Annotated in this window: 15 protein-coding genes and 1 pseudogene; 9 read left to right on the top strand and 7 right to left on the bottom strand. The window is 61.7% G+C overall.

What is annotated here, in order from left to right:
• The first annotated feature begins 43 nt into the window (after positions 1-43).
• The 4 genes from ACIQ3A_RS04515 to ACIQ3A_RS04500 are packed head-to-tail and all read left to right on the top strand — an operon-like array spanning position 44 to position 3,197.
• Positions 44-853, top strand: a complete 810-nt coding sequence (locus tag ACIQ3A_RS04515; RefSeq protein WP_396430567.1) for an ATP-binding cassette domain-containing protein — start codon at positions 44-46, stop codon at positions 851-853.
• Positions 847-1,287 carry an RbsD/FucU family protein gene (locus ACIQ3A_RS04510; protein WP_396430566.1) on the top strand — a complete coding sequence of 147 codons (441 nt, stop codon included), beginning with the start codon at positions 847-849 and terminating at the stop codon, positions 1,285-1,287. Before ACIQ3A_RS04515 ends, ACIQ3A_RS04510 begins: the two co-directional genes overlap by 7 nt.
• Before the next feature lie 18 nt (positions 1,288-1,305).
• Positions 1,306-2,529: an ROK family transcriptional regulator gene (locus tag ACIQ3A_RS04505; protein ID WP_396430565.1), complete on the top strand. Its 1,224-nt coding sequence runs from the start codon at positions 1,306-1,308 to the stop codon at positions 2,527-2,529.
• Entirely contained in the window at positions 2,526-3,197 is a 672-nt protein-coding gene (locus ACIQ3A_RS04500; protein WP_396430564.1) for a transaldolase family protein, read from the top strand. The genes ACIQ3A_RS04505 and ACIQ3A_RS04500 overlap by 4 nt, the downstream gene beginning before the upstream one ends.
• Positions 3,198-3,227: 30 nt before the next feature.
• Here ACIQ3A_RS04500 and ACIQ3A_RS04495 read toward each other — a convergent pair whose 3' ends face one another.
• On the bottom strand, positions 3,228-4,601 hold the full coding sequence (locus ACIQ3A_RS04495) for an N-acetylmuramoyl-L-alanine amidase (RefSeq protein WP_396430563.1): 1,374 nt from the start codon (positions 4,599-4,601) through the stop codon (positions 3,228-3,230).
• Positions 4,591-5,115, bottom strand: a complete 525-nt coding sequence (gene tsaE, locus ACIQ3A_RS04490) for a tRNA (adenosine(37)-N6)-threonylcarbamoyltransferase complex ATPase subunit type 1 TsaE (RefSeq protein WP_396430562.1) — start codon at positions 5,113-5,115, stop codon at positions 4,591-4,593. Before tsaE ends, ACIQ3A_RS04495 begins: the two co-directional genes overlap by 11 nt.
• A gap of 57 nt (positions 5,116-5,172) precedes the next feature.
• Between tsaE and queG the strand changes: the two genes are divergently transcribed.
• Positions 5,173-6,252: a tRNA epoxyqueuosine(34) reductase QueG gene (gene queG, locus ACIQ3A_RS04485; protein WP_396430606.1), complete on the top strand. Its 1,080-nt coding sequence runs from the start codon at positions 5,173-5,175 to the stop codon at positions 6,250-6,252.
• Positions 6,253-6,269: 17 nt separating this feature from the next.
• Here queG and ACIQ3A_RS04480 read toward each other — a convergent pair whose 3' ends face one another.
• Positions 6,270-7,175 (bottom strand): AEC family transporter, encoded by a 906-nt coding sequence (locus ACIQ3A_RS04480; protein ID WP_396430561.1) that lies wholly within the window; start codon positions 7,173-7,175, stop codon positions 6,270-6,272.
• Between the two features lie 150 nt (positions 7,176-7,325).
• On the opposite strand from ACIQ3A_RS04480, the gene ACIQ3A_RS04475 reads away from it, so the two are divergent.
• Together ACIQ3A_RS04475 and xerD are read left to right on the top strand one after the other, a co-directional pair.
• Positions 7,326-8,300 (top strand): tripartite tricarboxylate transporter substrate binding protein BugE, encoded by a 975-nt coding sequence (locus ACIQ3A_RS04475; RefSeq protein ID WP_396430560.1) that lies wholly within the window; start codon positions 7,326-7,328, stop codon positions 8,298-8,300.
• A gap of 9 nt (positions 8,301-8,309) precedes the next feature.
• Positions 8,310-9,218 carry a site-specific tyrosine recombinase XerD gene (gene xerD, locus ACIQ3A_RS04470; RefSeq protein ID WP_396430559.1) on the top strand — a complete coding sequence of 303 codons (909 nt, stop codon included), beginning with the start codon at positions 8,310-8,312 and terminating at the stop codon, positions 9,216-9,218.
• Here xerD and ACIQ3A_RS04465 read toward each other — a convergent pair.
• Positions 9,215-9,991, bottom strand: a complete 777-nt coding sequence (locus ACIQ3A_RS04465) for a ferritin-like domain-containing protein (RefSeq protein ID WP_396430558.1) — start codon at positions 9,989-9,991, stop codon at positions 9,215-9,217. The two genes, xerD and ACIQ3A_RS04465, sit on opposite strands and share 4 nt — an antisense overlap.
• Before the next feature lie 88 nt (positions 9,992-10,079).
• Here ACIQ3A_RS04465 and ACIQ3A_RS04460 point away from each other — a divergent pair, with 88 nt between their 5' ends.
• Both ACIQ3A_RS04460 and ACIQ3A_RS04455 read left to right on the top strand, forming a co-directional pair.
• The gene (locus ACIQ3A_RS04460; protein WP_396430557.1) at positions 10,080-10,604 is read left to right on the top strand and encodes a gamma carbonic anhydrase family protein; all 525 of its coding nucleotides are present in this window, start codon (positions 10,080-10,082) and stop codon (positions 10,602-10,604) included.
• A 90-nt stretch (positions 10,605-10,694) separates the two neighbouring features.
• Positions 10,695-11,681 (top strand): Hsp33 family molecular chaperone HslO, encoded by a 987-nt coding sequence (locus tag ACIQ3A_RS04455; protein WP_396430556.1) that lies wholly within the window; start codon positions 10,695-10,697, stop codon positions 11,679-11,681.
• Positions 11,682-11,690: 9 nt separating this feature from the next.
• Here the strand turns inward: ACIQ3A_RS04455 and ACIQ3A_RS04450 are convergent, their stop codons facing one another.
• The 3 genes and pseudogenes from ACIQ3A_RS04450 to eno all read right to left on the bottom strand — a co-directional run.
• On the bottom strand, positions 11,691-12,230 hold the full coding sequence (locus ACIQ3A_RS04450) for a hypothetical protein (protein WP_396430555.1): 540 nt from the start codon (positions 12,228-12,230) through the stop codon (positions 11,691-11,693).
• Positions 12,231-12,264: 34 nt separating this feature from the next.
• A complete protein-coding gene (ftsB, locus tag ACIQ3A_RS04445; protein WP_396430554.1) occupies positions 12,265-12,540 on the bottom strand; it encodes a cell division protein FtsB in 276 nt (91 codons plus the stop codon).
• A gap of 9 nt (positions 12,541-12,549) precedes the next feature.
• A pseudogene (eno, locus tag ACIQ3A_RS04440) lies at positions 12,550-12,751 on the bottom strand (phosphopyruvate hydratase); the annotation flags it as partial.

Here is a 12,751-nt window from a genome sequence, read left to right as displayed (position 1 = left end):
AAATGCGCGATGCTTGCGCCCATTCACAGTGAAAGTCGCCGCCATGTCCTCCTCCACACCTGTCCTAGAAATCCAGCAACTGACCAAGCATTACGGCGGGGTCAAAGCCCTGACCGATGCGCAGTTCCGCCTCTTGCCCGGCGAGCACGCCGCTATCGTGGGCGACAACGGGGCGGGCAAAAGCACCTTTGTGCGACTGATCACCGGGGCCGAACAGCCCAATTCGGGCGACATCTTGCTGGACGGCCGAAAGGTCCATTTCGAGTCGCCGCTGAACGCGCGGGAGCAGGGCATCGAAACTGTTTACCAGACGCTGGCGCTGGCTGAAGACCTGGATGTGCCTGCCAACATCTTTTTGGGCCGCGAAATCACGCGCCTGAACCTGGGGCCGTTGTCCATCCTCAACCACAAGGCCATGCGCGACAAGTCGGCGAGCATGCTGGCCACCACCGGCGTGAAGATCCAGGACATGTCCGAGAGCCTGCGTGGCATGTCGGGCGGTCAACGCCAGTGCGTGGCCATTGCTCGCGCTGCCGGGTTTGCCAAAAAACTCATCATCCTGGACGAACCCACCGCCGCTTTGGGCGTGCAGGAGACGGCTCGCGTGGAAGAAATCATCAAGGGTTTGAAGAAGCAGGGCATTCCGCTCATCATCATCAGTCACAACCTGCGCCAGGTGTTTGACCTGGTGGACCGCATCTGGGTGTTCCGCCAGGGCCGAATCATCTGCAGCCGCTTGACCCGCGAAACCAGCCCTGAGCAAATCGTGGGCCTGATCACCGGCGCGATCGACCCGGCGAGCCTGCGTTCCAATTCAGACCAAGATGCAGCCCAAGAGGCCGCCACATGCTGAAAGGGATTGACCCGCTGCTCACGCCTGAGCTGTTGATGCACCTGTGCGCCATGGGCCATGGCGAATGGGTGGCGGTGGTGGATGCCAACTTCACGGCCGACTTTTTGCGCCACGGCAAGCCCGTGGTGCGCCTGCCCGGCAACAGCCTGGAGCGGGTCAGCCGCGCGGTGTTGTCGGTGTTTCCGCTGGCCACCGACGTGGAGCAGCCCGCGGCCTTCATGCACGCCAGCCACAGCGCCCCGGATTTTCGGACCCCCGCCCAACAGGCGGTGGTCGATTTGGTGGTGGCCGAGGGCTTTCAGGCCGAACAGGTCGAGCCAGTGGAGCGCTACGCTTTTTACGAGAAAATCAAAGGGGCCAGCCTGATCGTGCAAAGCGGCGAGGGCTCGGGTTACGGCAACGCCGCATTCTGTAAGGGCGTGATCTTTTTCTGAATTTGGACCACATCACCCATGAACTCCGCAACCCCCATTTCCGCCATGCGTGGTTCCAACCACGTCGGAATGCGCCAGTTCAACGAACGCACCGTGCTGCAGGCCATCCGTCACCATGGGGCTATTCCCAAGGCCGACTTGGCTCGGCTGACCCAGTTGTCCACCCAGACGGTGGCCATCATCGTGGGCCGTTTGCTCGACGATGGTTTGCTGGTCAAGCAAGACCGGGTGCGCGGCAAGATCGGCCAGCCCTCGGTGCCGCTGTCGCTCAACCCGCAAGGCGCGTTCAGTGTGGGCATTCAGGTGGGGCGGCGCAATCTGGAGTTGCTGGTGGCCAACTTCACGGGGCAGCCCGTGGAGCGGGTGGAGGTGCTGTACGACTACCCCGATCCGGATGTGCTGTTCCAGTCGATGGCGCAAGGGCTGCAAACCCTGAAAGAACGCATGGGCGATTTGTGGCCCCGCACCGTGGGCGTGGGCCTGACGGCGCCTTTGTCGCTGCACAAATGGGCTGACCTGATGGGTGGCCCAGCCGTCCAGGCGCTGGCCCGCTGGGAACACATCGACTTGCAGGCCGAGGTGCAGCGCCTGACCCATTTGCCCGTGGTGTTTGCCAAAGACACCACCGCCGCCTGCGTGGCCGAGTTGCTGCAAGGCCATGGCCGCAGTGTGCGCAGTTTTTTATACGTGTTTGTAGGCACCTTCATCGGCGGTGGTCTGGTGCTGTCGGGCCACATCATGAACGGCGAGCGCGGCAACGCCGGGGCCATTGGCTCGCTGCCGGTGGGCTTGGCCACGTCCGAGTCCAGGGGCTTGGGCATGCCGCCGCAGTTGCTGCAAAAAGCCTCTGGCTGGCAGCTTGAGCAAGCCTTGCTCGCCGCAGGGCACGACCCCTTGTTGATCCACCAAGACAGCATCATGGACACGGCCTATGCCGACTTCACAGCACCCTGGATCGCGCAAGCCAGCCAGGCGCTGGCCATGACCGTGGCGAGTTCTGCCGCCTTGCTGGACCTGGATGCGGTGGTGATGGACGGCTCACTCGGTGCGCCGCTCATGACCGCCCTGATGGCTGCCACGCAAGACGCGCTGGCCCAGTACCGTTTTGACGGCATGCACCAGCCGCAACTGCTGGCGGGCCAAGTGGGGGCGCATGCCCGCGCTTTGGGCGGGGCCTTGTTACCGCTGCACAGCCAGTTTTTCCCGGACAAAGATATTTTTCTGAAACAAGACGCAGCATGAAGTTTTACCTCGACTGTGCCGATGCCCACCAATGGACCTTGCCCGCAGGCTGCCCGCCCGTGCAGGGCGTGACCACCAACCCCACGCTGGTGATGCAAGCGGGTCTGCCGGTCAGCCTACCCGGCTATTTGCAACTGGTGGCGCAGGCGGGAGAAGCCAATATTTCTGAGTTGATGCTGCAACTGCCCCGCGCCGAAGTGGGCGAAGCTGCGCAATGGCTCGAGGGGCTGCTGCCTGCCGCCGTGCAGGCCCGTGTGCGCTTGACCGTCAAGCTGCCATGCCACCCAGACTGGCAGCCCGTGCTGCGCGAAGTGCAAGCTTGGGGCGTACCCACGCTGCTGACGGGTTTGTCCAACCCGATGCAATTGCTGTGGGCGCGGGCGCAAGGGGCCCACTTTGTTGCGCCCTATGTGGGGCGTCTGCAGGCCGAGGGGCGCGATGTCTGGTCGCTGATTGAGGCCTGCGTGGCCGTGCAGGCCGATGGGCTGCAACTGCTGGCCGCCAGCATCAAGTCGGCCGATGTGCTCTCGCGCCTGATCGCCTGCGGCGCCCATGCCGTCACCGTGCGGCCAGAGTTTGCTGCCGAACTGGCCACTGACCCTTTGACGCTTGCGGCGATGGCGCAGTTTGACCGGGATGTGGTGACGAGCCAGTCGGCTGTGTTGTAGCTCGGCGCTTCAGCGTCGACCTGGCGTTGTTCAAATGCTGCGGTTCCTTGCCAGCGGTGGGTTTCGTGCAAAGTACTGCTGGATACCCCGCAGCAAGGCCTCGGTGAGTTGCTTTTGGTAGTCCTCGCTGCGCAGCTTTTCTTCTTCTTGCGGGTTGCTGATGAAGGCGGTCTCCACCAGCACACTGGGGATGTCCGGCGCTTTGAGGACGGCAAAGCCGGCTTGCTCGACCCGGGGCTTGTGCAATCGGCCCACGCCCCCGATCTCTCGCAACAGGCTGTCGCCTAATTTCAAGCTGTCCTTGATTTGCGCGGCGGTGCTCATGTCGAGCATCGTGCGTTGCACCTGCGCGTCCTGGCTGCCCAGATTGATGCCGCCGATCAGGTCGGCCGTGTTTTCTTTTTGCGCCATCCAGCGGGCAGCACTGCTGGAGGCGGCCCCCTGGCTGAGTGCAAATACGCTGGCCCCGCTGGCCTGCGGTGTGAAAAATGCATCGGCATGGATGCTGACGAACAGGTCAGCTTGCACACGGCGGGCTTTTTGCACGCGGACATGCAGCGGCACAAAAAAGTCGGCATCGCGTGTGAGGAAGGCGCGCATCGGGTTGCCGTTGGCGCTGCTTGTGTTGATGCGGTCACGCAGCATTTTGGCGATTTTGAGCACCACGTCTTTTTCTCTCGTGCCGCCGGGACCGATGGCCCCAGGGTCTTCACCGCCGTGGCCTGGGTCCAGTGCGATCACGATCAGCCGCTCGGTCATGTCTGGGACTTTGTCGAGCCGTGGCGGGTGGTCAGGCCGGTCCATGGACACGGCAGGCGGGGGCAGCAGGTCTTGTCGGCGGGTGGACGGCAAGGGCGAGGTCTGCCGGGCAATCAGCTCACCCAAGGGGTCATTCACTGCGGCCGAGGGCGACGGCAGTCCACTGAGCAGCGGGGGCGCTTTGGCAGTCACCCGCTCCTGAATCAGTTGTTCCAGCAGGTCAATGGGCTCGCTGGGGTAGAGGTCGAGCACCAGCCGGTGGGCATAGGCCGCGACCGGTGGCAAGGTGAAGACCTGTGGCGCGATGGGGCGCTTCAGGTCGATCACCAGGCGCACCACGTTGGCATTGAATTGGCCCACACGGATGCCCGCGATATTGGGGTCGGATGTCTGGACCTTGCCCACCAGTTCGCGCAAAGCCGCGTTCAGTTGCAGGCCCTCAATGTCCACGGCCAGCCGGGGTGGGGAGGCGATGAAGGTCTGTGTGGTTTTGAGTGGGGTGTCCGACTCGAGGGTGACTCGGCTGTAATCGGGGGCAGGCCAGATGCGCACAGCCAGCATGCTGGCGCCGCGCGCCAGATGACTGGCCCCCAGACTGAGTGCCAGCATTCCAGCCTTCAATAATCGGCGGCGGTCAGCCCGCATCTGCTGCACCTTGTTGCCACGACTGCAGCCAGCCTTGGCCCCTGGGTGTGCCGGCGCTGATGCGCACGCGGCGTTGATGCTCGTCGATGGCCTCCAGCGCAATGGCCCAATCGGGCGGTGGCAACTGCCCCGCCACTTTCTCGGGCCATTCCATCAATTTGAGCCCTGGCCCGGCAAAGATGTCTCGAAAACCGGCGTCTTCCCACTCTTGCGGGTCATTGAAACGGTAAAAGTCAAAATGCCAGATGGGCCAAGCGGCCTCGCCTGAGCCCGCTTGGTGGGGCTCGACCACGGCATACGTGGGGCTTTTGATGCGACCTTGCACCCCGGCGGCACGCAGCAAGTGGCGCACCAAGGTGGTTTTGCCTGTCCCCAGATTGCCGCGCAATTCGATGCAGCCATCTCGCCCGCCAGGCCAGGTTTGCAAGGCCTGCGCCAGCTGGGTGGCAAAGGCTTGGGTGGCGGATTCGTCAGGCCAAAGTGCCTCCCAAACCGGGCTGGGGGCCGGGGACATTGTGGTGGCTATAGCCGGGCTTCCTACAATCGGCGGGTGACTGCTCAACGTACTCAAATCGACCTTCTTGAACTGTGGCCCCAAATTCAAATCTGGGCGCGTGAGGTGGGATTGTCCCAAATTGGCGTCAGTGGCATCGATTTGACCTCGGCAGAGCCCGGATTACAGGCCTGGCTGGCCGCTGGTTTTCACGGCAGCATGGGGTACATGGCTGCGCATGGCCTCAAGCGAGCCCGTCCAGCCGAACTGGTGCCAGGCACGGTGAGTGTGATCACCGCACGCATGGATTACCTACCGCACGGCACGCCGCCCGATTGGCTGGCCCGCGAAACCGCCCGCAGTTTGCAGCCCGGGCAAGCGGTGGTGTCGGTCTATGCCCGGGGACGGGACTACCACAAGGTTTTGCGCAGCCGCCTGCAAAAACTGCAAGCACTGATCGCGCACGCTATCGGCCCGTTTGGTCACCGCGTGTTCACCGACTCGGCACCGGTGCTGGAGGCCGAGCTGGCCACCCGCAGTGGCCTGGGCTGGCGTGGCAAACACACGCTGGTGCTCAGCCGCGAGGCGGGGTCGATGTTTTTTTTGGGCGAGTTGTTTGTTGACTTTGCCTTGCCCGAAACGCCTGCGGCCTCAGCGCATTGCGGCCAGTGCACCGCTTGCATCGACGTGTGCCCCACCCAGGCCATCGTGGGGCCGCACCAGCTGGATGCCCGGCGCTGCATTTCTTACCTGACGATCGAGCATGCAGGCCCGATCGATGAAGCACTTCGCCCGCTGATTGGCAACCGCATTTACGGCTGTGACGACTGCCAGCTGGTTTGCCCTTGGAACAAGTTTGCACAAGTCAGTGCATTGCCCGACTGGCAAGCGCGCGAAGGTTTGGGCGATGCCGGCATCGCGGCATTGATGGCCTGGAACGAGGCCGAATTTTTGCACCGCACCGAAGGCAGTGCCATCCGGCGCATCGGCCACGCCCGCTGGCTGCGCAACCTGGCACTGGCCGCAGGCAATGCGCTGGCCTCTGGCTTGCTTGATGTCAAAGAGCGCAAAGAACTGCAAGAGGCCTTGTTGGCACACGCATGGCACCCCGACCCTGTGGTTCAGGAGCAGGTGGCCTGGTCATTGGCCAGGGCTTGAAGCTCAGCGCAGCACGCTCAGCGCAGTACGCCCAGCGCAAAGGGCAAACTCAACATGCCCGCCAGGGTGGACAGCGTGACCAGCCCTGCCACATAGGGGCCGTTGTAGCCCATGCGTGCGGCCAGCACGTAGCAGGTCGATGCCGTGGGCAAGGCCGAAAACGCCAGCAAGACCGTGGTTTGCATGGGGTTGAGCCGAAAAAGATGGGCCATGCCCGCTGCAATAAGGGGCAGCAGCAGGTGCTTGACCAGCAACACGCCGGTGCCCAGCAACTTGCCCTGGCGCAAGGTGCCCAATTTCATGCCAGCGCCCGCAGCCATCAAGCCCAAGGCCAAAGAGGCTGCTCCGATGCGGCTGACACTGGGGTCCAGCCATGGGGGAATCTGAAACTCCAGCAAGTTGGCCATCAGGCCCGAGCACGTGGCGATGATCAGCGGGTTGCGCACGAGTTCACGCAAAAAACCGGTTTTGGCGTGCCTGGCCATCGGCCACACCGCACCGATGTTGAACAGTGGCACACACACCCCGATCAGCACCGAAATCATGAGCAGGCCTTCGGGGCCAGCCAGGCGTTCGGCCAGTGCCAGGGCAATGAAGGAGTTGAAGCGAAAGCCCACCTGGGCGCTGGCGGCGTGCTCACGCCGGTCAATCCTTTTGCCCAAAATGGGCCAGTAGGGCAGGCTGTAAGACAAGGCAATGGCGCACGCGCCCAGGCTCAGGCCAGCACCGATGAGGCTAGAAGCTGCGTTCAGGTCAAGCGGGCTTTTCACAATCGAGTGAAACAGCAGCACCGGAAAGAGGAAAAAATAGACCAGACTTTCGACCTGTTGCCACACAGGACGGTTCAGTGCGGTGTAGCGGCAAATCAGGTAGCCGCACAAGATCAGCGAAAAATCGGGAAAGAGCAGTTGGGCAAAGTTCACGGCCTGAGGATAACTGAGCGCGATGGTGGCCTGGGCGCTGACCTGTCACCTTCGGGTGATGAGGGGCTTTGGGCTGTTTTTATGGGTTTCCCCCCTCACGCTGGCGGGTATTTTTTGCATATCATGTTGATTCTTTAAAGGAGGTTCTGAATGAAGCGTCGTGATTTGGTTTCTGTGGCCGGTTTGGCTGCAACAGTGATGGTCAGTGGTTCGGTTTGGGCGCAAGCTTACCCCTCCAAGCCCATCAAGCTGCAAGTTCCTTTTGCCCCGGGTGGCACCACCGACATCGTGGCGCGGGTTATCTCGGAGCCTTTGGGTAAGGCGCTGGGTCAGAGCGTGATCGTCGAAAACAAGGCGGGCGGGGGCGGTGTGGTTGGCGCGAGCGAAACCGTGCGCGCCGTGCCGGATGGTTACAACCTGGGCATGGCCACGGTGTCGACCACCGCCGCCAACCCAGCAATCAACCCCAAGATTCCGTACAACCCCACCACCGACTTCACGCCCATCATCAACATTGCGGCCACCCCCAATGTGATCGCGGTGCACCCGAGCTTTCCGGCCAAGGACTATCAGGGCTTTTTGGCTGAGCTGAAGAAAAACCCTGGCAAGTATTCTTATGCTTCGTCGGGCACAGGTGGCATTGGCCACTTGCAGACCGAGCTCTGGAAGAGCTTGGCGGGCGTCTTCATCACCCACATCCCATACCGTGGTGCAGGCCCGGCTCTGAACGACACAGTGGCTGGACAGGTGCCGATCATTTTTGACAACCTGCCTTCGGCTTTGCCCTTTATTCAGGCCGGCAAACTGGTGCCGATTGTGGTGGCAGCGCCCCAGCGCCTGCCCCAGTTGCCCAATGTGCCGACCTTCAAGGAGATCGGTCTGGAGCCTGTCAACCGCATGGCCTATTACGGCATTCTGGGCCCCAAAAACCTGCCCAAAGACGTGATCGACAAGATCAGCAACGGTGTGAAAAAAGCCCTGCAAGACCCGGCTGTGAGCAAGCGCATCCAGGACACGGGTTCTTTGGTGGTGGCCAACTCGCCCGAGGAGTTCGCAGCCCAGATCAAGGCCGAGTTCGAGGTTTACAAGAAAGTGGTCGAAGCGCAAAAACTCAAGCTGGACTGAGTTCAGCGCATGCACGAGGCCAGCCAGAACGCCATCGACCGCTTTGCCGAGGCGCTTTGGCTGGAGGACGGGCTGGCCGCCAACACCTTGGCGGCCTACCGCCGCGATCTGGTGTTGTTCGCCAACTGGCTGTTTTTGAACCAAGGGCTGGCGCTGGACGCCACCCAAGAGCACCACCTGCAAGCGTATTTTGCCGAACGCCATGGCCAAACCAAGGCCACCTCGGCCAATCGTCGGCTCACGGTCTTCAAGCGCTATTTCCGTTGGGCGCTGCGCGAGAGCCTGGTTCAAGCCGATCCCACGCTGCGCATGTTGGCGGCCAAACAAGCCTTGCGTGTGCCCAAGACCCTGGGCGAAGCCCAGGTCGATGCACTGCTGTGCGCGCCCGATGCGGCCACCCACCTCGGGCTGCGTGACCGCGCCATGCTGGAGCTGTTGTACGCCAGCGGTCTGCGCGTGAGCGAGTTGGTGCAACTCAAGACCCTGCATGTCTCCATGAACGAAGGCGTTTTGCGCATCATGGGCAAGGGCAGCAAAGAGCGTCTGGTGCCTTTTGGTGAAGAGGCCCGTGAATGGCTGCAGCGCTATCTCAGCTTGGCGCGACCGGCATTGCTGGGGCAGCGCCAAACCCAAGATCTGTTTGTCACCACCAGTGGCCCAAAGCCGGGAACCGGCATGTCGCGTGTCATGTTCTGGAGTCTCGTCAAACGTTATGCCATCGAGGCGGGCATCACTGCGCCGCTGTCACCGCACACGCTGCGCCATGCCTTTGCCACACATTTGCTCAACCACGGTGCCGATTTGCGGGCGGTGCAAATGCTGCTGGGGCATGCCGACATTTCGACCACCACCATTTACACCCACGTGGCGCGTGAGCGGCTCAAGACTTTGCATGCGGCGCACCACCCGCGGGGCTAGCGCAGGGCGTCCAATTCCGCCTCTTCAAAACCTGCCAGACGCCGTGCCGCCATGTTGAAGGGTGGGCGCAGTTTGGGGGCGTCGTAGCGGACGATCAATTCAGCGTAGCTGCTCAGCGGGTCCAGTCCACGTTGCGCGCACAAGTAGCGGTACCAGCGGTTGCCCGCGGCCACATGGCCGATTTCGTCATGCAAGATGATGTCCAGAATTTCGCCGGCACGGTGGTCGCCGCCACTGACCAATTTGTTTTTCACGCCGGGTGAGGCATCCAGCCCCCGGGCCTCCATGGTGCGCGGCACGATGCCGATGCGGGCCAGCACATCGCCCTGGGTGCGCTCGGCCATGTCCCACAGGGCGTTGTGCGCGGGAAAGCTGCCGTAGTCAAAGCCCATGCCCACCAGGTGGTTGCGCAACAGCATGAAATGCTTGGCTTCTTCTTGCGCAATGCGCACCCAGTCTTTGTAGAAAGCCTCGGGCAGGCCCGCAAAGCGCCAGACCACGTCCAGCGCCAGATCAATGGCGTTGAGCTCGATGTGTGCGATCGAATGCACCAAGATGGCACGCCCTTCGGCGGTGGTCATCGACTTGGCTTTCAGTTGTGTATGGGGTACCAGGGCGGGGCGGGTTGCACGGCCAGGACCCGAACTCGGTGCGCTCAACAGGTCGTCAGCGCCCACGGGCAGATGCAGTTCCAGTGCCAAGGTGGCCTGGGCCTTCAATACCGGGTCGGTTTGTGCCCAGGGGCCCAGGCTTGCGGTTCGCAAAGAATGCATGGTGATGAAAAATCAGGGGGTCACGGTGTGCCGCGAGGATCCCTACAATTGTAGGTTTTCAGAAGTCCGCAGCGACAGGAGACTCCGCATGGCCCTTTATCAACTCGATTCACACATCCCCGAAGTGGCCGACAGCGCCTGGGTGGCCGATAGCGCGCAGGTCATGGGCGCGGTCAAGATTGCGGCCGATGCCAGTGTGTGGTTTGGCGTGACTGTTCGCGGCGACACCGAAACCATCGAGATCGGCGAGGGCAGCAACATCCAGGATGGCAGTGTGATGCATGCTGACCATGGCAAACCCATCACGGTCGGTAAAAATGTGACCGTGGGCCACATGGTCATGTTGCACGGTTGCACCATCGGCGATGGTTCGCTGGTGGGTATTGGCGCGGTGGTGCTGAACGGCGCCAAGATTGGTAAAAACTGCCTGGTGGGGGCAGGCTCTTTGGTGACTGAGGGCAAGGAATTTCCCGATGGCTCGATGATCATGGGCACGCCTGCCAAGGTGGTGCGTGAATTGAGTGCCGAGCAGATCGAAGGCCTTCACCAAAGCGCTCGCCACTATGTGGAAAATGCTCGCCGATTCAAGGCCGGGCTGAAGAAAATCGGCTGAGATTTTCTGTCTTTCCTCGTCGTTTTCTCGGCCTTTTCATGCTCACACCCTATTTTTAAGGATCAGCCCCAAGGGGTTGTTGATTGAACTTTGTCTGAACTCCATAAATTCATTTTTGAAGGCCTCCCTGTTCGCGGCATGCTGGTCCGACTGACCGATGCCTGGCAAGACATTTTGGCCCGTCGCGCCGCCAACTCCGAGACGGGGGCTTACCCGGCGCCTGTGCGCCAACTGCTGGGTGAGATGGCCGCTGCGGGTGTGCTGATGCAGGGCAACATCAAATTCAATGGCGCTTTGGTGCTGCAGATTTTTGGCGATGGCCCAGTCAAGCTGGGCGTGGTCGAGGTGCAACCTGACCTGAGCCTGCGCGCCACCTGCACCCAGGTGGGCGAGGTGGCGGACAACGCCAGCTTGAGCCAGATGGTGAATGTGAACAACGAAGGCCGCTGCGCGATCACCCTTGACCCGCTAGACCGATTGCCTGGTCAGCAACCCTACCAGGGTGTGGTGCCCTTGTTTGGCGACCAGGGCGAGAAACTTGAAAACATCAGCGAGGTGCTGGAGCACTACATGTTGCAGTCAGAGCAGCTTGACACCGTGCTGGTGTTGGCAGCCGACGACAAGGTCGCCGCGGGTTTGTTGATCCAACGACTGCCCATTGAGGGGGAGGGTAATTTGGCGGGCCAGGTCGATTCGCTCATGCGTGAATCGGTGCTGGGACAAAGCGAAGACTTCAGCCGCATCGCTATTTTGAGCAAAAGCCTCAAGCGCGAAGAATTGCTCACGCTGGACGCCGAAACCATTTTGCACCGCTTGTATTGGGAAGAGCCACTGGCCCGTTTTGAGCCCTTCATCGGTGAGAGCGGCCCCCGCTTTGCTTGCCGCTGCAACCGCGAACGCGTGGGCAACATGATCCGCAGCCTGGGCGCCGAAGAGGTCGAAGGCATCATCGCGGAGCAAGGGCAAGTCGAAGTGGGTTGTGATTTTTGCGGTGCGCAATACCGCTTCGACCCGGTCGATGCGGCTGGCCTGTTCACGGGTCTGCCCGCCGATCTGTCGGGGGGCTCGGTTCACTGACACGGGTGTTCAATCCAAACGCTGGGACAGCAATCGGGTGAATAATTTGTGTTCGCATTCGGGGTCGCTGCACTCGTTGCATTGCCAGACGGTGCGGCCCTGGTTGATGGCGAATTGCGCCCGCTCGCGCACCAGGCGAGCAGCAGGGTCTTCACCGGGCAGACCCAAGGCCAAAAGCGCATTGTTCAGCCGTTGGTGGCCTTGGCCGTAGACCACCCGGTAGGCGATGCCAGCGCGCTCCAGTGCCTGCCGCAGCAAGCTGTCGACAAGGCTGCGCTCGTGAGGGAAATCGCTTTTCAGTCCAGCACCGACTTCTGGCAAATCGAGACCCGTGACCAAGGTGGTGTCGACCAAAGCCTGCTGCGCCAAAGCCATGGGGTAAAGGCTTTCGTCGGCAAACATCAGGTGCTTGAAGACCGCTGTCAAGAGGGGCGATGTGTCCGAGATCAGCCAGCCTTGCGTGCTTCGCTGTGAAGTCAAGGCTTGTACCAACCAAGACTTGCCGGTGTTTTGCGCCCCCAAAATGGCGATGCGTTTCACCTGGCGCATGCCGCCCGGCTGGCATCGATCCCGGATGGCGGCGTCATTTGGCGATCTGTACAAAGATTTCGTTGGGTTTGACCATGCCCAACTCCTGGCGCGCGCGCTCTTCCACCATGTTCAGCCCTTCCTTGAGGTCATTGACCTCGGCGCTGAGCTGTTCAATTTGGCGGCGGGCTGTTTCGTTGGCCACTTTTTGTTGCTGCAACTCACGCTCGAGCTCAGCCACGTTGGGCACCCCACCTCGGCCAAACCACAGCTGGGCCTGCACGATCGCCAGCAAGGCGATCAGCACAACGGGAACGATACGGTTGCCCATGGCAGGTGTTTAACGCAGGTTGTAAAACGCTGAACGGCCGGGGTACACCGCCACTTCGCCCAAGTCTTCTTCGATGCGCAGCAGCTGGTTGTATTTGGCCATGCGGTCTGAGCGGCTCATGGAGCCGGTTTTGATCTGCCCGGCATTCAGGCCCACGGCGATGTCAGCGATGGTGGAGTCTTCGGTCTCACCCGAGCGGTGGCTGATCACG

This window comes from Limnohabitans sp. (genome assembly GCF_044361985.1).
Lineage (GTDB): Bacteria > Pseudomonadota > Gammaproteobacteria > Burkholderiales > Burkholderiaceae_C > Limnohabitans_A.
The sequence above is the reverse complement of the archived record's forward strand: the minus strand, read 5'-3'. Positions and strand labels throughout refer to the sequence as shown.